We start from the raw sequence: 19,227 nt of genomic DNA, 5'->3' as shown, positions 1-19,227 counted from the left end.
TCATGTCTGTATCAAGCCCCTCTCCCGCGATGCCCGAGGCCTCCCGCCACAGCCTGCCGACCCGGCTGGTCCATGCCGGACTGGCCGTGGCGGTGGTGATCCAGCTTGTCGTCAGCCTGGTCATGAAACCGGCCGAGGACGGGCATGCCGGGAACCTCTGGTACGAGATCCACGAATACGGTGGCCTTGCTGCCTTTGCGCTGATCGTGCTGTTCTGGCTGGTGCTGACGGCGCGCAAGCGCGGCACGCCCGCGGGCCTGTTGTTCCCATGGTTTTCGGGCGCGCGGCGTGCGGCGCTCTGGTCCGACATCAAACGCCATGCCGCGACGCTGCGCCAGCTGCGCCTGCCGCCGCACGATGATGCCAGCCCCCTGGCCAGCGCCGTGCATGGCCTGGGCATCCTGCTGATCACCGCGATGGCTGGCACTGGCACGGTCTTTTACTTTTTCGGGGGCGGCGACGCGCATACCGGCGGTCTGCCAGGCGTGATGCTTCAGATCCACGAAGCTTTGGCGAACCTCGCCTGGGCCTACCTCATCGGCCACGCGAGCCTTGCCGTCCTCCAGCACCTCTTCACCGATTTCAACCTGCGCGAGATGTGGTCGCTCCGCACCGCGCCACAGAAGGAAACCAGGAAATGAACCTCAAAGACAAAGTCTGCATCATCACCGGCGCCGCCAGCGGCATCGGCCACGGTATCGCCAAACGCTATGTCGCCGACGGGGCCAAGGTCGTCATAGCCGACCTGAAACTGGATGCGGCGCAAAAGGCCGCGGACGAGTTGACCGCGCAGGGCCCGGGTGAGGCGATGGCTGTCGAAATGAATGTCACCGACGAAAAGCAGGTGAACGACGGCGTCGCCGCCGTCATCGAAAAATGGGGCCAGATCGACGTGCTGGTGTCCAACGCCGGGGTGCAGATCGTTCACCCGCTCGAGGATTTCCCCTTCGATGAGTGGAAGAAACTGCTGTCGATCCACCTGGATGGCGCGTTCCTCACCTCGAAGGCGGTGATGCCTCACATGCAAAAGGCCGGATCGGGGTCGATCATTTTCATGGGCTCGGTGCATTCGAAGGAAGCCAGCCCCCTCAAGTCCGCCTACGTGACTGCCAAGCACGGGCTCTTGGGACTTGCCCGCGTGATCTCGAAGGAAGGGGCCAAGCACGGCATCCGCGCCAACGTGATCTGCCCGGGTTTCGTCAAGACGCCGCTGGTGGAAAAGCAGATTCCCGAACAGGCGCGCGACCTCGGCATCTCGGAAGAGGAGGTCGTGAACAAGATCATGCTGGGCGAAACGGTCGATCAGGAATTCACCACGATCGAGGACGTGGCCGAAGTGGCCCATGTCTTTGCTGCCTTCCCCACGAACGCGCTGACCGGTCAGTCGCTGGTGGTCAGCCACGGCTGGTACATGAACTGACGCTGCCAGGAAAAGGACGCAGACCATGGCACATCCCACACTTCACGACCGCCTCGATGCCCTGGGTCGCAAGATCCACGGCGCAGAACAGCGACTGCGGGATCAGGCGCATCTCTATGACGACCACGCGCACCTTTCCGCGAAAGAGCTGAAAGAGCGTTACGCGGATCTGCAGGCCCGCCTCGATGACGAGGAGGCCGATGCCGAAGCGCACGGCCACCACGTGTCGAACCTCGAACGCTCCGTGCATCAGTGGCTTGAAAGCTACGACACGACGCACGTCGCCTCCAAATGAACACCAAAAAAGGACTGAAAAGGAGACCACCATGTCCGAACTGATCGTCATCGGGTACGACACACCCGAAAAAGCCGAAGAAGCCCGCGACGAGTTGATGACCATGACGCGGGAATACCTTGTCGATGTTGCCGACGCCGTCGTCGCCGTGGCCGATGACAAGGGCAACGTCAAGCTTAACCAGATGGTCAACATGTGGAGCGCCGGTGCCGCCGGCGGGGCCTTCTGGGGGCTGCTGATCGGTATGATCTTCTTCAACCCGCTGCTGGGGGTTGCGGTTGGCGCCGGGGCCGGTGCGCTGTCGGGTGCGCTGACCGATTACGGGATCAACGACGACTTCATGAAAGAGGTGGGCAGCGTCCTGCAGCCGGGCCAGGCGGCGCTCTTCATGATGATGCGCACGAATGCGTCGGACAAGGTGATCGAACGGCTGGGCGAACATGGCGGCCGTGTGCTGCGCACGAACCTCGACACCGATGCCGAAAACCACCTGCGCCGCGCCTTTGACGAGGCACACAAGGCCGAGGTCGGTGCAACCGCGCCGGAAAACGCATGACCGTCGTTCTGATCCAGCCGCTGCTGGCGCTGATCGCGGGGGTGGTGATCCTGATCGCCCCGAGGATCCTCAACTACGTCGTCGCCGCTTACCTGATCCTTTTCGGATTGGCCGGGCTTTTTCCCCATCTTTTTGGCGCCTGAGCGCCCTTCCAAACCGGTTGCGGACCCCATCACAGGGGTCCGTCCCGTACCAACAGGTTCCGCCATGAAATATCTTAAGCCAATTCTTCTTGTCGTCGCCCTTGCCGCCATTGGTGGCGGTCTGTGGATCTGGTGGCAGCACGAACGCATCCACCCCTCGACCGACGATGCCTATCTCAAGGCCAACGTCCTGACCATCGCGCCGCAGGTCGGTGGCGCGATTGACACTGTCGCGGTGTCGGAAAACCAGCATGTGAAGGCGGGCGATCTGCTGTTCCAGATCGACACCGCGGATCTGGAGGCGCAGGTCAAGGCGGCGCAGGCCAGCTATGACGCCGCCGTCCAGCAAAGCAGCGCGGCGATCACCGATCTGTCGTCGGTGTCGGGCCAGGTCGACAGCGCCCGCGCCGCCCTGACCGATGCACAGGATGCCTATGACCGCACCGAAAAGCTGTTCAAGCTGGGCGATGTCGCGCAGGCCGCGCTGGATCAGGCGACGGCGGCGCGCGACCAGGCGAAGGCCGCGCTCGACACCGCGCAGGCGGCGCTGGCGGCGGCGCGCGAACGGGCAGGAACACCCGGCGACGACAATGCCGCCGTCCGCGCGGCCGAGGCGCAGCTGACCCTCGCGCAGATCAACCTTGCCCGGGCCAGGGTGACGGCCCCGGTATCGGGATGGATCGCGAACCTGGATCTGCGGCCGGGCACGCTGGTCGCGCCCGACATGCCGCTTTTCTCGCTGGTCGAGGATGGCGATTGGTGGATCGACGCGAATTTCAAGGAAACCGACCTTGCCCGCCTGCGCCCGGGCCAGCCGGTGACGGTCGCGGTCGACATGTATCCCGGCCTCACCCTTGATGGCACGGTGCAAAGCCTTGGCGCGGGGTCGGGCGCGGTGTTTTCGCTAATGCCGCCGCAGAACGCCAGCGGCAACTGGGTCAAGGTCACGCAACGCTTTCCCGTGCGGGTCAGCCTCGGCTCCCGTCCCGACGATCCGGCGATGCAGCTGCGCGTCGGCGCCAGCACCACCGTGACGGTAGACACCTCCGCTCTGGATGCTGCGAAATGACCGATACCACAGCCACAGGCGACACCGCCCGGGCGGTGCGCTGGACCATCGTGCTCGCGGTGGTGCTGACCGCGGTGCTCGAGGTGCTGGACAGCACAATCGTCAACGTGGCGCTGCCGCAGATCCAGGCGGCCTTTGGCATCACCAACGACCAGACGGTCTGGATCCTGACCAGCTACATCGTCGCCTCGGTCGTGGTCATGCCGCTGACCGGGTTCTTTGTCCGCATGATCGGGCGGCGGCGGTTGATCATCTCGGCCATCGTCGGCTTCGCCAGCTTTTCGGCCCTTTGCGGGCTGTCGTGGAGCGTCGAGATCATGGTGGCCTGCCGCCTGGGCCAGGGCATTTTCGGCGCCTTCCTGATCCCCTTGTCGCAATCCATCCTGTTCGACAGCTTCCCGAAAGAGAAACGCGGCCAGGCCATGGCGTTCTTCGGTCTGGGCGTCGTGGTGGCGCCGGTGCTGGGCCCGACGCTGGGCGCGTTACTGACCGAGTATTTCTCGTGGCGGGCGGTCTTCTACGTCAATCTGCCCATCGCGGCCTTTGCCCTGACCATGATGTCGGGCGAGCTCAAGTCCGAAGACACCCACCGGATCGAGGTGGACTGGGTCGGGCTGGCCCTGATGATCGGGGCCATCGGCGCCCTGCAACTGATGCTGGACCTGGGCGAAAGCCGCGACTGGTTCGCATCAAAACTGATCCAGGTCACCGCCATAACCATGGTTGCCTGTGCCGTGACCTTTGTCCTGCGCGGGCGGGGCAAGGCCGACAACATCATCGACTTTTCGCTGTTCCGCGATCGCAGCTTTGCCGGGGCCAACGTCGCGATCCTGGGTTTCGGCGTGGCGATGTTCGGCTCTATCGCGATCCTGCCGCTGTTCGTGCAAGGGCTGCTGGGCTACCCGGTGCTGGATGCGGGGTTTTTGTTCATCCCGCGCGGCATCGCGGCGGGATTCTCCATGGTGCTGACCGGGGCGGTGCTGGTCACCCGCTTCGATCCGCGCAAGCTGCTGGTGCTGGGATTGGTTCTGACGGGCACGGGCAACATCCTGCTGGGGCAACTCAACCTCGATGCGGGCTTCTGGAACCTGGCCTGGCCCGGCGTCGTGTCCGGGCTGGGCATGGGGCTTTTCTTCGTGCCGATGTCGACGCTGGCGTTCCAGAACATCGGGCCGGAGCGGCAGGATGAAGCGTCTGGCATCTACGGCGTGACCCGCTCGCTCGGCTCCTCGGTGGGGATCGCGCTGGTGGGCTGGCAGGTGGCGAGCCGGATGCAGTTCCACTATGCGACGCTGGCCTCGGGCATCACGCCCTTCGATGCGGCGGCACGGGCCTGGCTTGCGCCGCTTGGCCTTGATCCCACCTCGCCCGAGGGGGCGGCGCAGATTGCCAGTCAGATTCAGCAGCAGGCCAGCCTGCTGGCGTTTCAGGATGCGTTCTGGCTGACCGGGGTCGCGGCGTTCCTGATGCTGCCGGTGGTGTTGGTCCTGCAACGGCCCAAGGGCCAGCAGGCCGCCCCGGCCATGGCGCACTGAGACGGGCGCCCCACGCGGGCACCCTGTCTACCAGGGCGCGGAAGCCAGCCTAGGGGAGACGCCTGGAGCCACTGGCCCATGTCATGTCCGGCCGTCCTGCTGTCGCGCGCCGGGCCGCCCTGGTCTGCGTACCTGCAGAACGCCTGTCGGCAGCACGGTACGACCCCGGGTCCGGCATCCGTAAATGCCGATCGCGGCCCCGATGAGCAGAGCGATGACATGCCCCAGGTCGGCGAGCGGCTCTGGCGCCACGGCATATTTCGCGGCCACAAGGGCGAGGATCGCCGCCAGCCCGACCCATCGGAGCCGCCCCGTGGCGACCAACACCCCGATCAGGCCGAAGCCGCCCATGGACATGCCGACATCGGTGACGCCTGCCAAGCTGTCCAGGACGGGGACAAGCGCCACGGTGGCGAGCAGTATCAGCGTCGCCGAAAGGTCGATCCCGAAGAACAGCGCGGCAGCGCGCCACGTGCCCCACCGCCATTCCGCCGCCCCGATCACAGTCGCCGCGAACACAAGCTGACGCAAAAGCATCGGCAGGTCATGCGACAGGAAAATGGCGGTCAGGAACCGCGACGGATCACCGCCGCCGATGGCATCGACGCCGATGCCCCGCGCGGCCAGCACCAAAGGGTCGATCTGCCCGGAAAACGTCCCGGCAAGGGCATTGGCCCCCAGCATGATCCCAAGAAAGACCAGCGTGAACCGGAGCTGACCGAGGCCGGTCGCGACGGTCCGCGCGGCCTGGGAATCAAGGTGCGACATGAACCGCAAAGCTCCCCAAAAGGACGAAAAGCGCCATTACCAGCAGCAGCAAAAAGACCTCGGCCGGGCCGTCGTCGTCGGGCAGCCGCTCTTTCAGGTCGATCCGCTTGCGCACATGCCGCATTCGCAGCCAGGCGATCAGTACGACCGCGCCCCCGGCGGCAAACAGCAGGTAGGTCGACCAGAGCGGTACAGCCCGCGCACCCAGACGCGCGGCGGCAAGGCCGAAGCCGACGATGGCGACCGCGGTGCGCACCCAGGCCAGGAACGTCCGCTCGTTGGCGGAATGGGTTTGGAAATTGACGATCATCCGTGGCTCCCTCCTACTTCATCAGGCCGCGCAGCCCGCCCGAGACGAGCACGTTGACCTCGTAAAGGATGCGCGGCGCGGCAAGCCCGCCCGGGCAGGCGAGGTAATTTGGCGACCAGACCGGATCGAACTTTTCCTTGTAGGCGCGCAGCCCCTCGAACCGGTAGAAATGTTCGCCATGCTCGTAGATGAACCCGCCGATCCGGTTCCAGAGCGGCGCCAGCTCTCGGTTCTGGACACCCGCAAAAGGGGCGGCGCCCAGCGACATCCAGTGATAGCCTTGTGCCGCCCCCCACAGCATCATCTCGGCAAAAAGCGCGTCCATGGCGAAATTCGGCGCGTCGTGAAGGTAGCGCATGAGATCCAGCGACAGTTCGTGCCGGTCCGCGCCTTGAAAGAGATTGGCAAAGGCGACGATGCGGCCATCGGGATCGCGCAGCACGGCCATGTCGAAATTGCGCATGTAGTCTTCGGTAAAGGCACCGAGCGAAAAGCCCTTTTCCTCGCCCTGCTTGCGCGCCAGCCACGCGTCCGAGATCTGCCGCAACTCCGGCAGGATCGCCATGGCTTCGGCCCGCGGAACCACCGCAAAGACAAAGCCGTCGCGCACGGCGCGGTTGCGCGCCTGCCGCAGGTCCTTGCGCTTTGAGCCGTCGAGCGTGAAGCCGCGCAGATCGACACGCGCGACCTCGCCGATCTTGAGGATAGAAAGGCCAAGATCGAGGTAGGTCGGCAGATAGGCCGACGTCACCGAATAGAACGCCACGCGCTTGCCCGCCCGGTAGGCCTTTTCCCGCAGTGACCAGATCAACGCCTGCCCGGCCGTCGCGTCGCCCACGGGATCGCCATTGGCGATGAGCGATTGACCGGTGTCGGCATAGGCGATGAACGCGGTTGCGTCCTCCGAGACCAGGAACAGCTTGTCGCCGGTCAGGGCGATGTTTGCCTCGGTATCGCGGCTTTGCGCCACAAGGCGCCTCACGACATCCGGAATGTCGCGGGATTCCCGCACCGGGGGGCGATGATTGATGAGCGAATTGACGATGACCGCCGCCAGAACGATGGCCATCACGAGGCTTGCCCGCAAAAACCGCGAGGCATCGCCCGCCCAGCTGAACTGCCACCAGAGCGCGTTGCGATACTCTACATGGTCATATGCGAAGAGCCCGACCCAGACGATTGCCGCTGCAAGCACGAAGAGGCTGAGGAGCCAGCGTCGGTCGAGCCGGAAGAGAGAGATGCCTTCCGCCCGGTAGAAGGCGGGGCGCAGAAGTCCAAGGGACAGAAGCGTTGCCGCCATCGACAGCGCTTCGGGCCAGTCCAGACCCTTGACCAGCGACGCGATGAACCCGACCCCGATCAGGACCATGGCAAAAAGCCAGGCGCGGTAAAGCTTGCGGTAAAGCCCCGCCGCCACGACGATCAGCAACGCCCCGGCCAGGCTTCCGGCAAGGTGCGACGCCTCGACCACGCCCAGCGGAAAGACGTCGCGCAGCACCTCGAGCCGCGTGCCTTCGCCCGGCAGGTTGCCCGACACCAGCAGGATGATCCCGGCCAGCATGGCCAGCGCCGCGGCCAGAACCGGCACCACGGGTTTCAGGGCCCGCCAGACGACGCTGGATGTGGCGCGAAGCCGCCCGCGATTGGCGAGCGCCGCGGCAATCGCCAGTCCGAACGCCGCGATGGCGAAGGGCAGGACGGTGTAGATCAGCCGATAGAGCAGGAGGGCCGCCAGAACGTCCGACCGTCCCGCTGCCCCGAACCCGGCGATGATCGTCGCTTCGAACGCGCCAAGGCCGCCGGGCGCGTGGCTGAGAATGCCGATCAGGACCGCCGCGATGAACACCGTCGCAAAGAAGGGAAAGTTCGGCACGAGGTCCGGCGGCATCAGCACATACAGCGTGAGCGCCGCGCCGGAAACATCGCAGATCCCCGCCAAAGTCAGGACAAGCGCCTTCGCGGCACCCGGCAGGTCAACGATGTGGTCGCCCGATTTCACGCGCCGCTGACCGGTGCCCAGCCAGAGCAGATAGCAGCCGTACCCGGCCAGCAGCAGTGACCCGACCGCAGTTTCGATGGCAGGCGCGACATTGATGACCGTGCTCAGCCCTGCGGGGTGCAGCGCCAGCAGAAGACCAAAACCAAGCACCAGTGCCGATACGAAGCCCGACCACGACACGGCCACGATGGCGGTGATCTTCACCAGGTCGAGTCCGAAGGCGGAATAGACCCGGTAGCGAACTGCCGTGCCTGTCAGATACGACACCCCCAACATGCCCGAGATCGCATAGCCCGCCGCGCCCGTGACCATCGGCACCTGCGCGGGCATGGTCTTCGGCGCGACCACGCGCACGGCCAGGAAATCATATGATGCGATGCCCGCAAAGCTCAGACCCATGCAGGCCAGCGCTGCCAAAAGGACCGTCGGTTTCGCGGCGGCCAGATCGGCCTTTACATCCTGCCAGTGCACATGGCTGGCCAGCTTGTGCAGCACAACCACCGCAATGACGCCGATGATCGCGGGGATCGCGATCTTGAAGGCCGGGTATTCGATCACGCGCAGAAACCGCGAGAGCCGGGTGGGGGACGGGGCGACAGGCATCAGGGCCTTCCTCGGAAAAAAGTAACTGTGTCGCCCCGAACGGGCGGAAAGTGGCCTTGCCCGGTTCAGGGTCGGACATGCCCGGCTGTGCGGTTCAACGCGCAGACCTTGCCGGTTTGGCCAGCATGACAAGCGACAGCCCGGTCGACAGGAAGTTGAGCCCCAGCATCAGGCCCAGCGTCCAGCTTGCCGTCCAGGGCCAGCCAAACAGGATCACCAGGCCTGCTGCAAAGGAACACAGCCCGCTGAACACCAGCCACCCCCAATTCGACACATGCGCGCTGCTGCGCAGGCCAAAGAGAATGGACAACAGCCCTTCCATCAGGAACGACAGCATCATCAGAACGGTCAGCGCTGCGATCCCCGCGAGCGGGAAAAGGACCAGCGCCACACCCATGACGAACAACAGTCCGAAGGCCGCGAAGCCGTAGCGCCATTCCGGCACCGGCCGAATCGCCCAGGAAAACCACAGACCGACCGCCCCCCAGAGCGTCAGCATCCACGCCACCAGCAATTCCGCCCCGAAGGTCGCGATGGTTGGCAGAAGAATCGCAAGCGCGCCAAGCAGCGCGAGGATGATGCCCACCAACCTCAGGTGCTTGACGCCCGCGCCATCGATGCCCGGGCGCACCGTCGCGTTCAGTTTCGTCAGATAACTCTGCATTGGTTCTGCTCCCATGATCCCGGTTGGTTCGACCGGGCAGGCCACACATGTATTTGCGTGTCGTCGCCCGAAACTCGCGCGAACCTTACTTCGATGCAAAGAACGCTGTTTCGCTGGCACAGCGCGGTCGATTCCCGTTTACTGACCGCAAGAAGAGGGACGCCGATGAAAATCCTGCTTGCCGAGGACGACACCAAGATCGCCGACTACATCGTAGCCGGCCTGTCCGAGCATGGCCACAACGTTGATCATGTCGCCGATGGCCGCGATGCGCTGAGCTATTGCCTGTACAACGACTGCGACCTGGCGATCCTTGACCGGATGTTGCCGGGGATGGACGGGCTCTCTGTCCTCAAGGCGCTCAGGGCATCGAAGAAATCCCTGCCGGTGCTGTTCCTGACCGCGCTGGGGCAGGTCGATGACCGCGTCGAAGGGCTGGCCGCGGGCAGTGACGACTACCTGACGAAACCCTTCCACTTTTCCGAACTGATGGCCCGGATCGAGGCCATCGTGCGGCGCAAGACGGAAACCCGCAGCGAACCTGTCCTGACCGTGCACGACCTGACGCTGGATCTGCTGTCGCGCACCGCGACCCGGCAGGGCAGCGTGATCGAACTGCACAACAAGGAATTCAACATCCTTGAAATCCTGATGCGCAACGCTGGCCGGGTCGTGACCCGGACGCTGCTTCTGGAACGGGTGTGGAATTTCAACTTCGAACCCAACACCACCGTGGTCGAAACGCACATGAGCCGATTGCGCGCCAAGATCGACAAGCCCTTTGACACGCCCCTGATCCACACGATCCGCAACACAGGGTATTCGATGCATGGACCGCGGTGACGTCCTTTCGGGGGCCGCATTCTCGGCCGTGCTGCGATCCGCGATGGCCTTTGTCGTCGTGCTTGTCCTGTTCGGCTGGGCGGCGCTGGTCTACGTCGAAAAGAGCCTGATCGCCGAACTGGGTGACGACGTGCAGCAACGCTGGAACATCATCGCCGCCGAACACGAGGGCGAGGACAGCGATCATGTCACCAATGCGATCGCGGTCGCGTCGCGCGCAGCCACCGGCGGGCGTCACGCCTCCGCGTTGTTCGGGGCGGCGGATGATTTCGTCGTCGGCAACGTCCTCACCCGTCCGGACGGGTTGGGTCTGCAGGTCGGTCCGCTGGATCATGCCGCCGCCGCCCCCGACGACATCACCCGCGAATATGTCTATTTCTCCGGCCCGCTGGACGACAGCACGCTGGTCGTGGGAATGCGGCTGGACCTGCTTTATCACACACAGATCCTTGTCTTCCGCACCCTGACGCTCAGCGGGTTCCTGATCGTGCTGACGATGCTGTCGATGGGATATTACCTCAGTTACAAGAGCCTGCGCCGATTGAAGGACATCGAAACCGCCCTGTCGAAGACCAGCGACGGGGACACCGATGTGCGGATTTCCGAAAACGGCGGCACGACGCAGATCGACCGGATCGCGCGGCAGATGAACCTGCATCTTGACCGCCTGTCGCGGATGATCGCCACCACGCGCAACACCGCCGCCGCCGCCGCCCACGACCTGAAATCGCCGCTTGGCCGCGCCTATCTGTCGCTGGGCACCGCGATGGAGCGGGTGGAGGCCGGGCAGGACCCCACCGACGCGCTGACCGACACGCAGGACGAGCTCGAGAACATGCGCGTCATCTTTGACTCCTACCTGCAACTGTCGCGGATCGCCGCAGCGGGCGATGACCACCTGAACGCCCGCGTCGACCTGCAGGAAGTGACCGCGGAACTGGTCGATACCTTCGCCCTGATCGCCGAGGATGCGGGACAGCGCCTGTCGTTCGAGGTCGAGGAGGGGCGGGATTTCCGCGTCATGGGCGACGCGCAGATGCTGCAGCAACTGGTGGTCAACCTGCTGCAGAACGCCGTCACCCATGGGGACGATGGCAATCATATCGCGGTCACGCTCAACCGTGCGGGCGCTGAGGTCCGGTTCACCGTGGCCGACACCGGCCCCGGCATTCCCGACGACGCGAAGGCGCGTGTGTTCGAACCGTTCCACCGGCTCGACCCCAGCCGGACAAAGCCGGGCAGCGGTCTGGGGCTGGCGCTGGTGCAGGCGATTGCCGAGAAACATCAGGGCCGCATCACGCTGCGCGACAACGAGCCGGGTCTGATCGTGGAACTGTCGCTGCCCGCCGCGGCGGGCGCGCCGTTCAGCCGGCCTCGCCCCCGGAGCGCAGCGTCCTGACAAGGCTCGTCACCAGGAAGATCAGCGCCGCGACGCAGACGATGGAGGGGCCGGCGGGGGTGTCGAGGACGTAAGCCGCCCGCAGCCCCACCGCCGCCGACGCGCCGCCGATGAGTGCGGCGATCATCGCCATGCCTTCGGGCGTACGCGACAGGGGCCGCGCGGCGGCCGCCGGGATGATCAGCATCGCCGCGATCAGCAGCGCGCCCACGACCTTGATCGCCACCGCGACGGTGATGGCCAGGGCAAGGGTCAGAACCAGCTGTTCGCGCTTGGGATTGATGCCGCTGGCATAGGCCAGCTCCTCGTTCAGTGTCGCTGTCAGCAGCCCGGACCAGCGCCAGCCGATCAGCGCCACGACCAGCGCCGCACCCGCCCAGATCACCGCCAGATCGCCGCGTGACACCGCCAGAATGTCACCAAAGAGATAGGCCATGAGGTCGATCCGGATACCCGACAGGAACGACACAGCGACAAGGCCGAAGGCCAGCGCCGAATGTGCCAGCACACCCAGCAGCGTGTCCATTGCGTAGCCCCGACCGCTCAGCGCCGACACGGTCAGCGCCATGGCCAGCGCCACGGCGACGGCGCCGGTGAAGATCGACACCTGCAGCGCCAGCGCAAGCGCCACGCCCAGGATCGCGGCATGGGCCGTGGCATCGCCGAAATAGGCCATGCGCCGCCAGACCACGAAACTGCCCAGCGGTGCCGCCGCGCAGGCCACGCCGATGCCGGCCAGCGTGGCGCGTGTCATGAAATCGTCCAGCATCACTCGGCCGCCTCTGTCTTGTGCGGGTGGTGGCCGCCCCCATGATCGCAATTGTGATCATGCGAATGGTCGTGGTCGTGCCGGTAGAGCGCGAGCGCGCCACCGGTGCCGGTGCCGAAGAGGGCTTGGTATTCCGGCGCCGACGACACGTGTTCGGGCGTGCCGTGGCAGCAGACATGGCCGTTGAGGCAGATGACGCGGTCCGACGCCGCCATGACCACGTGCAGCTCGTGGCTGATCATCAGCACCGCACAGCCGGTGTCGCGGCGCACCTCGTCGATCAGCCGGTAGAACGCGGCCGAGCCGGGCTGGTCCAGCCCCGCCGTCGGTTCGTCCAGCAGCAGCAGAGCGGGCTTCGCCACCAGCGCGCGGGCCAGCAGGACCCGCTGCAACTGCCCACCGGACAGCTGCGACATCTGCCGGTCGGCCAGGTCCGGCACGCCCGCGCGGGCCAGCGCCGCGGTCTTGTCCGACCGCGACGCCCCGCCCGGCAGCGACAGGAACCGCGCCACGGTGATTGGCAGCGTCGGGTCGACGTGCAGGCGCTGCGGCACATAGCCGAGCACCAGACCGGGCGCTGTGATAATCCGGCCCGCTGCGGCAGGCGTCGCGCCGACGATGCTGCGCAAGAGCGTTGTCTTGCCCGATCCGTTGGGGCCGACGATGGTCACGACCTCGCCCGGCTCCACGCTCAGGCTGACGTCCTGCAGGACCTCGGTCGCGCCGTAGCGCACGTTCAGGCGGTCGACAGTCAGAAGGCTCATGCGCCGGGGGCCTTTGCACAGGCCGGGCAGATGCCAAGCGCCTCGACCACGGTACGTTCGATCCGGAACCCCGTGGCCCGGGCGGCATCGCCCAGCGTGCCGCGAGCGGGGGCGGAATGCGCCTCGGCCACTGCGTCGCATTTTCGGCAGATCAGGAAGGCCGGGGAATGGCTGGCCCCTGGATGCGCGCAGGCGACAAAGGCGTTGAGCCGCTCGATCTTGTGCACGAATCCATGCTCGACGAGGAAATCCAGCGCGCGATAGGCCACCGGCGGCTGCGCGCCGAAGCCTGCGTCGCGCAGCCGGTCCAGCAGTTCGTAAGCCCCCATGGCGCGGTGTTCGCGCAGAAGGATTTCCAGCGCCGCACGCCGCACCGGGGTAAAGCGCAGGCCAGCGGCGGCGCAATGCGATTCGGCCCCGGATATGGCGGCGTCGACGCACTGGCCGTGGTCATGCGCGTCGAACCCGACCGGTGCGGGCTTGGTCTTTCCCGCCTCCGGCTTGCCCTGATAAGCGCCACTTGTCATGTTATCTCATTTCCTGTATCGCGCTAGTAATGTTATACAATCACCTTGGGGCCAAAATGTCCAGACACCTGCTTTCCCTGTCCGCCGCCGCGTCGCTTCTGGCCGGAACCGCCATGGCCGAGGTACCGCGCGTCGCGGTCGATGTCGCGCCGGTGCATGCGCTGGTGGCGCGCGTGATGGACGGCGTGGGAGAGCCGTCGCTGATCGTCCAGCAGGGCGCATCGCCGCATGAATACCGCCTGCGGCCGTCCGAGGCGCAGGCACTGCAGGACGCCGATCTGGTGTTCTGGGTGGGCGAGGGTCTGACGCCATGGATGGAGGCGTCCATCGAAACGCTCGCGGATGATGCCGAGGTCACCGAACTGCTCGAGGTGGATGGCACGGTCCTGCTTGAATTCCGCGAAGGCGCGCTCTTCGAGGCGCATGCCCACGGCGATGAGGACCACGCCGACGGGGACGACCACGATCACGAGGATCATGCCGACGGGGACGATCACGAACCTGAGGATCATGCCGACGAACACGGGCATGACCACGATCACGGCGCGTATGATCCGCATGCCTGGCTGTCGCCGGATAACGCCGCGACCTGGCTGAACGTGATCGCCGCCCAACTCTCCGCCGCCGACCCCGAGAATGCGGGCGCCTATTTCACCAACGCCGCCGCGGCGCGCGCGGACATCGCCACCCTGTCGTCCGAGGTGAGCGGCATCCTCGACCCCGTCCGCGACGGCCGCTTCGTCGTTTTCCACGACGCCTATCAGTATTTCGAGACGGCCTTCGACTTTCCCGCCTCGGGCGCGATCTCGGTCTCGGATGCCTCTGACCCCAGCCCCGCGCGCATCGCGGAAATCCAGGGTCGCATCGCAGATGAAAACATCCAGTGCGTGCTGTCGGAACCCCAGTTCAACCACGGGCTCGTCGCCACCGTCATGGACGGTGCGGATGCAAAAACCTCGGTGCTCGATCCGCTCGGCTCCGACCTCGAACCGGGGCCGGACCTCTATCCGCTGCTCCTGCGCAACCTCGCATCCTCGCTGGCCGACTGCCTGTCGTGATCCCAAGTGCGGGGCACGATTCAACATCGGACCCTGCACGAAGACCGGGTGGAGGCGGTGAGAGACTTCGGGTCAGGCCGCTGCCAGCGACTTCTTGGGGTCGAAGAACGGGCGCTCCACCACCGTTGCCCGTGCCGGACCGGAGGGCAGAACCACCTCAAGCTGCAATCCGACATGGGCGTGTTCCACCGCCACCATTGCCAGCGCGATATTCCGCTCCAGCCGCGGTGAATAGACCGCAGAGGTCACCTTGCCCACTTCGGTACCGTCGCGATTGATCTGCCAAAAGGTCGTGTTCGGGCCTTTCAGCGGCGCCGCGTCGATGATCAGGCCGACCTGCATGCGGGCAACGCCCTTGTCGCGGATGCGCCTCAGCGCGGCCTTGCCGATGAACTCGGCCTCCATATCCAGATTGCACAGCCGGTCCAGACCCAGTTCGAACGGGTTGGTGTGGATGTCGGCATCCGCGTGATAGGACAGCATCCCGCCTTCGATCCGCCGGATCGACGAGGTGTGCCCGGGCTTGAGGCCGAATTCCAGGCCCGCCGCCATGATGCGTTCCCACAGCGCATCGCCCTTGCCGCCGTCACGCAGGTACAGCTCATAGCCGAGTTCCGAAGACCAGCCGGTGCGCGACACGATCAGCGGGATACCGTCGAGGTCGAGCTCGCGCAGCCAGTAGTATTTCAGGTCCATGATCTCTTCGCCAAAGAGCGCCTTCATGACCTCCCCCGACTTCGGTCCCTGCAATTGCAACGGCGAAACATCCGGTTCGCAGATCTGGACATCAAGGCCGGAATGCACGGCCACGCCCTGCGCCCAAAGCAGGATATCGCTGTCGGCAAGCGAGATCCAGAAGTGGTTTTCGGCCAGCCGCAGCAGGATCGGGTCGTTCAGGATGCCGCCCTGCGCGTTGGTGATCAGGATGTACTTGCACTGGCCCACGGCCATCTTGGACAGATCACGCGGCGTCAGCATCTGGACGAATTTCGCGGCATCCGGGCCGGTGATCTCGACCTGACGTTCCACCGCCACGTCACACAGGATCGCGTCGTTCACGAGGGTCCAGAAGTTCTGTTCCGGATCGCCGAAGTCGCGCGGGATATACATGTGGTTGTACACGGAAAACCCTTTGGCCCCCCACCGCACGGTGGCGTCGAAATAGGGAGATTTCCGGATCTGCGTGCCAAAGCCGAACTCGTCTGCGTGCATGTCTTGCGCCTTTGCATGTCCCCGGGCGGGCGGCCCGGACGACGGTGGATGATGGCGCTTATCTAGGCGACAATGCCGGATCGGTGCGGTCCAAAAAACAGGCAGAACATGGACCGTTCGGGCTGAAATTCGGGCCGCTCTCAGACCGTTCGGTCGCGCGGCACGGACCCGGCCAGTTTGGCGATGTTCGGACGCGCCGCCTTGACCACCCTGGTCGTGATGTAGGTCATGTAGCGATCGACGGACAGGTCGGCCTCCAGCATGTCCTGCATCAGCGCCTGGAACGCCGTCAGGGTCGGGCAGACCACTTTCATCACGTAGTCCATGCCGCCCCCGGTGGCGACGCAATCGACGATCTCGTCCTGCCCGATGATCCATGCATCAAAACGTTCGAAATCCGTCCTGCGATGGCGCGTCAGAGAGACGGTCACGATCACCTGGGTGAAATCGCAAAGCCGTTCCAGCGCGATCTCCGCGCTGTAGCCGCGGATGAACCCGCCCGCCTTCAGCCGGTCGAACCGCGCCCAGCAGGGCGTCGGGGAAATGTTCACGATTTCGGACAGCCTGGCCTTGCTCAGCTGTCCGTGTCGCTGAATGGCGCTCAGTATCCGGATATCCGTGGCATCAAGGCCGAGCTTCTTCACAGGCGCTTAACTTTCAATTCGTGGATACCGATAGGGGGTCATATTCAAGTGCATCAGCGATCCTATCAGGTCATGGATGCAACAGACTATGCAGATCACGACATATCCTGAGATCAGAGCGGCGCAACGACGCGCGTGCCTTCACAACGGCGCCCTTTATTGCTGAAACAGCCGCACCGTGAAATCAGCCCACAGCGTGTTGCGCGCCTCGGGCATTGTGATCCGGACCATCGCGGGCAGGTCTGCCTTGTTCTGCCAGATCGGAACCCACCCGGGCGAGTCATCCGACGGATCGAAGTATTCGAATTCGGACACTCCGCCAATGACAATATCTTGCTCAAGCGTCGCGATCGCCGCGCCATCGTCATCGAGCGTGGTCACGGACAGCAACAGCGCTTCGCTTTCGCTTGTGACCGTGATGCGAAGCGCCCCGGCGTCGGGGGCAAATCCCTTTGCCGCAAGGGTTGTGAACTCAAGCCGCTGCGGCGCGCCGTCGAAGGTCACCGGAAAGGACGCGAGCCGGTTGGGGGGCACCGCCTGCGCAAGCCAGCGCCTGAGCCGCGCTTTGGAAATGGGGTTTGCGTTGCTTTCCGGCACGGCCGTGGCGCGGTCGTGCGTGCGGATCGTCACGCCGAGCGCACCTGCCAGCCCGGCCGAGATCATTGCCAGCAAGGCCAGGGACACCAGCAGTTCAAAGAGCGACAGACCCGCGCTGGACCTCATGGCAAGACCCGCCATTCCTGCAGCCGCGCCAGTGTCTGCCCGCGCTCGGAGTGGACGGTTATGGTGACTTCGACGATCGGCACATCGACATCTGGCAAAGTGACCGGCGTAACATCCCGATGGAGGGTCCAATCGCCTTGAGCTTCGCTGTAGGCCCCCTCCTCAAGCGGCACATCGAGGCCCAAGAGCGCGAGATGGGAAAGCGCGAGATCCTGCGCCTCCAGCCGCGCGTCGATGTTCTGCGCTCGGGTCAGAAGATCGGTCTGCCGCGGCAGCAGCACCGCCAGCACCATCGACATGATCGCAAAGGCAATCAGCACCTCGAAGAGCGAATACCCGGCGCGCCGGCTCATGGTCCGGTCTCTGCGATCCGGGCGGTGATCGGTTCGATCAGCAGCCTTCGCGACAGGCCGCCCTGGGTCAGGCAGATCGGCCCGGTGGCGCGGGCTGTGCCATCGGGAAAGAACAGCGCTTCCGACCCTTCGTCGGTTTGACAGCCCGGCACAGGCAGAGCGACGGGCCGGTCCAGCCGCACCGCGCGGTCGCGCGCGAGTGCGGCGTCATTCTTCAGCGTTGCCAGTTGCCGCTCCAGCAAGAGCGCCGGTGACGGCGGGCGCAGCGCCGTTGTCGCGATGGCGAGGATCGCGGCGAGGATCGCCAGCGAGATCAGCACATCGAACAGAGTGAAACCCGCGTCCGGGCCCCTGTCAGAACGCGACATCATTCAGCGACAGGATGGCCGAGATCGTGGACAGGATCACCCCCCCCACACCCAGTCCGATGGCCAGGGTCATCAGCGGCGTGATCAACTTGATCGCCTGATCCAGCGTGCGGGCGGTGCGCGTCGACATCTCGGCCACAAGCCGGTCCAGCACCGGGGCCATGTCGTCGGCCTCTTCGGCGGCTTCCAGCATGGCGGCGGCCATCGGGTCGATCAGAGGGCTGTTCGACAGCGATGCCGAGAGCGGCGCGCCGGCCGTGATCTCGGTCTGGGTGCGGGTCAGCAATGCGCGATAGGCGGGATGACCCGCGGTGTCGCGGGCCACGGAAAGCGCCCGGGGCAGGGGGGCGCCGCTGCTCAGCATCAGCGCCAGGGTCCGACACAGGGCCAGCGTTTCGGACTGGCGCAGGTAGGGTCCGAAGACCGGGATACGCAGAACCACCGGCGCCGCGGCCCCAGACAGCGCAGGCCAGGCGAGGCGGAGGACCATGACAAGGGCAAACACGCCGCCCAAAACAAGCGGCCAATTGTGCAGAAGCACGTCGCGCAAGGCGGTCATGCTGCGCAGTATCCAGGGCGGTTCCGACGCGGCCGAGGCAAAGACCGGCATCAGCGTCGGTGCGAGATAGAACACCAGCAGCCCCAGGACCAGAACCGACATCACGACCAGGATCATCGGATAGACCAGCGCGGATCGCAGCTCGCGCTTGCGCGCGGTTTCTGCTTCCAGCGTGTCGGCGATGCGGGCTGCCACGTCGGGAAGTCGGTTCGAGGCCTCGCCGATCTCGATCATCGTGACCAAGCGGTCCGGGATCCGCCCATCGGTGTCGTGCAGGGCCTGGGCCAGGCTTTGACCGTCGCTGACCGCGTCAGACACTTGCCCGAGCATCTGCCTCAGCGCCGCGTCGCGGGTGCTGCCAAGGCAAAAGCGCAGGGCGCGGGGCAGGGGAAAGCCGACGGACAAGAGCGACGCAAAGTTGCGAAAAAAGAGCGTGAGCGCCTGCGGATTGATTGCCGCCTTGCCCGACAGGGATATTTCGCGTTGCCACCAGCGCAGTGCCTGCCCCCCGGCATTGAGCGACACCGGGGTAAGCCCGCGCGCCGACAGCTGGTCAAGCGCGGCCAGATCGTTCTGCGCCTGCACCTCGCCCGAGGTCAGGCTACCTGCGGAATCGTAGGCGCTGTAGGCATAGCGTGGCATTGGC

General features: G+C 65.3%; 23 protein-coding genes. 10 read left to right on the top strand and 13 right to left on the bottom strand.

Annotated elements, in window-relative coordinates; genetic code table 11:
- Positions 1-2: 2 nt before the first annotated feature.
- The 7 genes from ACOXXX_RS08860 to ACOXXX_RS08830 all read left to right on the top strand — a co-directional run bounded on the left by ACOXXX_RS08860 (position 3) and on the right by ACOXXX_RS08830 (position 5,018).
- Positions 3-641, top strand: coding sequence for a cytochrome b/b6 domain-containing protein (locus tag ACOXXX_RS08860; RefSeq protein WP_422826208.1), 639 nt, complete (start codon positions 3-5; stop codon positions 639-641).
- Positions 638-1,420, top strand: a complete 783-nt coding sequence (locus tag ACOXXX_RS08855; RefSeq protein WP_422826207.1) for a 3-hydroxybutyrate dehydrogenase — start codon at positions 638-640, stop codon at positions 1,418-1,420. Before ACOXXX_RS08860 ends, ACOXXX_RS08855 begins: the two co-directional genes overlap by 4 nt.
- A gap of 25 nt (positions 1,421-1,445) precedes the next feature.
- The gene (locus tag ACOXXX_RS08850; protein ID WP_422826206.1) at positions 1,446-1,715 is read left to right on the top strand and encodes a 3-ketoacyl-ACP reductase; all 270 of its coding nucleotides are present in this window, start codon (positions 1,446-1,448) and stop codon (positions 1,713-1,715) included.
- Positions 1,716-1,746: 31 nt separating this feature from the next.
- On the top strand, positions 1,747-2,271 hold the full coding sequence (locus ACOXXX_RS08845; RefSeq protein ID WP_422826205.1) for a DUF1269 domain-containing protein: 525 nt from the start codon (positions 1,747-1,749) through the stop codon (positions 2,269-2,271).
- Entirely contained in the window at positions 2,268-2,414 is a 147-nt protein-coding gene (locus ACOXXX_RS08840; RefSeq protein WP_422826204.1) for a DUF3096 domain-containing protein, read from the top strand. The genes ACOXXX_RS08845 and ACOXXX_RS08840 overlap by 4 nt, the downstream gene beginning before the upstream one ends.
- 64 nt (positions 2,415-2,478) lie before the next feature.
- The gene (locus ACOXXX_RS08835) at positions 2,479-3,483 is read left to right on the top strand and encodes an HlyD family secretion protein (protein ID WP_422826203.1); all 1,005 of its coding nucleotides are present in this window, start codon (positions 2,479-2,481) and stop codon (positions 3,481-3,483) included.
- Positions 3,480-5,018, top strand: a complete 1,539-nt coding sequence (locus ACOXXX_RS08830) for a DHA2 family efflux MFS transporter permease subunit (protein WP_422826202.1) — start codon at positions 3,480-3,482, stop codon at positions 5,016-5,018. Before ACOXXX_RS08835 ends, ACOXXX_RS08830 begins: the two co-directional genes overlap by 4 nt.
- An 81-nt stretch (positions 5,019-5,099) precedes the next feature.
- On the opposite strand, the gene ACOXXX_RS08825 is transcribed toward ACOXXX_RS08830, so the two are convergent.
- The 4 genes from ACOXXX_RS08825 to ACOXXX_RS08810 form a co-directional block, all read right to left on the bottom strand.
- Positions 5,100-5,786, bottom strand: coding sequence for a hypothetical protein (locus ACOXXX_RS08825; protein ID WP_422826201.1), 687 nt, complete (start codon positions 5,784-5,786; stop codon positions 5,100-5,102).
- Positions 5,773-6,096 carry a DUF202 domain-containing protein gene (locus ACOXXX_RS08820; protein ID WP_422826200.1) on the bottom strand — a complete coding sequence of 108 codons (324 nt, stop codon included), beginning with the start codon at positions 6,094-6,096 and terminating at the stop codon, positions 5,773-5,775. Before ACOXXX_RS08820 ends, ACOXXX_RS08825 begins: the two co-directional genes overlap by 14 nt.
- Before the next feature lie 13 nt (positions 6,097-6,109).
- The gene (mprF, locus tag ACOXXX_RS08815; protein WP_422826199.1) at positions 6,110-8,698 is read right to left on the bottom strand and encodes a bifunctional lysylphosphatidylglycerol flippase/synthetase MprF; all 2,589 of its coding nucleotides are present in this window, start codon (positions 8,696-8,698) and stop codon (positions 6,110-6,112) included.
- Between the two features lie 94 nt (positions 8,699-8,792).
- The gene (locus ACOXXX_RS08810) at positions 8,793-9,362 is read right to left on the bottom strand and encodes an HdeD family acid-resistance protein (RefSeq protein ID WP_422826198.1); all 570 of its coding nucleotides are present in this window, start codon (positions 9,360-9,362) and stop codon (positions 8,793-8,795) included.
- A gap of 165 nt (positions 9,363-9,527) precedes the next feature.
- On the opposite strand from ACOXXX_RS08810, the gene ACOXXX_RS08805 reads away from it, so the two are divergent.
- Entirely contained in the window at positions 9,528-10,205 is a 678-nt protein-coding gene (locus tag ACOXXX_RS08805; protein WP_422826197.1) for a response regulator, read from the top strand.
- Complete coding sequence (locus tag ACOXXX_RS08800) at positions 10,192-11,604, top strand: sensor histidine kinase (protein WP_422826196.1); 1,413 nt, start codon at positions 10,192-10,194, stop codon at positions 11,602-11,604. The genes ACOXXX_RS08805 and ACOXXX_RS08800 overlap by 14 nt, the downstream gene beginning before the upstream one ends.
- On the opposite strand, the gene ACOXXX_RS08795 is transcribed toward ACOXXX_RS08800, so the two are convergent.
- From ACOXXX_RS08795 to ACOXXX_RS08785, 3 genes are read right to left on the bottom strand one after another with little or no spacing between them, the layout of a single operon-like run.
- On the bottom strand, positions 11,570-12,373 hold the full coding sequence (locus ACOXXX_RS08795; protein ID WP_422826195.1) for a metal ABC transporter permease: 804 nt from the start codon (positions 12,371-12,373) through the stop codon (positions 11,570-11,572). The genes ACOXXX_RS08800 and ACOXXX_RS08795 overlap by 35 nt on opposite strands.
- On the bottom strand, positions 12,373-13,137 hold the full coding sequence (locus ACOXXX_RS08790; RefSeq protein WP_422826194.1) for a metal ABC transporter ATP-binding protein: 765 nt from the start codon (positions 13,135-13,137) through the stop codon (positions 12,373-12,375). The genes ACOXXX_RS08795 and ACOXXX_RS08790 overlap by 1 nt, the downstream gene beginning before the upstream one ends.
- Complete coding sequence (locus tag ACOXXX_RS08785) at positions 13,134-13,664, bottom strand: Fur family transcriptional regulator (RefSeq protein WP_422826193.1); 531 nt, start codon at positions 13,662-13,664, stop codon at positions 13,134-13,136. The genes ACOXXX_RS08790 and ACOXXX_RS08785 overlap by 4 nt, the downstream gene beginning before the upstream one ends.
- A gap of 56 nt (positions 13,665-13,720) precedes the next feature.
- Between ACOXXX_RS08785 and ACOXXX_RS08780 the strand changes: the two genes are divergently transcribed.
- Entirely contained in the window at positions 13,721-14,722 is a 1,002-nt protein-coding gene (locus ACOXXX_RS08780; RefSeq protein ID WP_422826192.1) for a zinc ABC transporter substrate-binding protein, read from the top strand.
- Between the two features lie 72 nt (positions 14,723-14,794).
- Here ACOXXX_RS08780 and ACOXXX_RS08775 read toward each other — a convergent pair whose 3' ends face one another.
- The 6 genes from ACOXXX_RS08775 to ACOXXX_RS08750 form a co-directional block, all read right to left on the bottom strand.
- Complete coding sequence (locus tag ACOXXX_RS08775; RefSeq protein WP_422826191.1) at positions 14,795-15,934, bottom strand: glycine cleavage T C-terminal barrel domain-containing protein; 1,140 nt, start codon at positions 15,932-15,934, stop codon at positions 14,795-14,797.
- Positions 15,935-16,074: 140 nt separating this feature from the next.
- Positions 16,075-16,578: an Lrp/AsnC family transcriptional regulator gene (locus ACOXXX_RS08770; RefSeq protein ID WP_422826190.1), complete on the bottom strand. Its 504-nt coding sequence runs from the start codon at positions 16,576-16,578 to the stop codon at positions 16,075-16,077.
- 156 nt (positions 16,579-16,734) lie between these two features.
- On the bottom strand, positions 16,735-17,301 hold the full coding sequence (locus ACOXXX_RS08765; protein WP_422826189.1) for a prepilin-type N-terminal cleavage/methylation domain-containing protein: 567 nt from the start codon (positions 17,299-17,301) through the stop codon (positions 16,735-16,737).
- Positions 17,298-17,654 carry a prepilin-type N-terminal cleavage/methylation domain-containing protein gene (locus ACOXXX_RS08760; protein WP_422826188.1) on the bottom strand — a complete coding sequence of 119 codons (357 nt, stop codon included), beginning with the start codon at positions 17,652-17,654 and terminating at the stop codon, positions 17,298-17,300. The genes ACOXXX_RS08765 and ACOXXX_RS08760 overlap by 4 nt, the downstream gene beginning before the upstream one ends.
- On the bottom strand, positions 17,651-18,025 hold the full coding sequence (locus ACOXXX_RS08755) for a hypothetical protein (RefSeq protein WP_422826187.1): 375 nt from the start codon (positions 18,023-18,025) through the stop codon (positions 17,651-17,653). Before ACOXXX_RS08755 ends, ACOXXX_RS08760 begins: the two co-directional genes overlap by 4 nt.
- Positions 18,009-19,223, bottom strand: a complete 1,215-nt coding sequence (locus tag ACOXXX_RS08750; protein WP_422826186.1) for a type II secretion system F family protein — start codon at positions 19,221-19,223, stop codon at positions 18,009-18,011. Before ACOXXX_RS08750 ends, ACOXXX_RS08755 begins: the two co-directional genes overlap by 17 nt.
- Between the last annotated feature and the right edge of the window lie 4 nt (positions 19,224-19,227).

Origin of the sequence: Thalassococcus sp. BH17M4-6, from assembly GCF_049323015.1 — a bacterium.
Lineage (GTDB): Bacteria > Pseudomonadota > Alphaproteobacteria > Rhodobacterales > Rhodobacteraceae > Puniceibacterium.
Note: the sequence above shows the minus strand (reverse complement) of the source record. Positions and strands in the feature narration are given on the sequence as shown.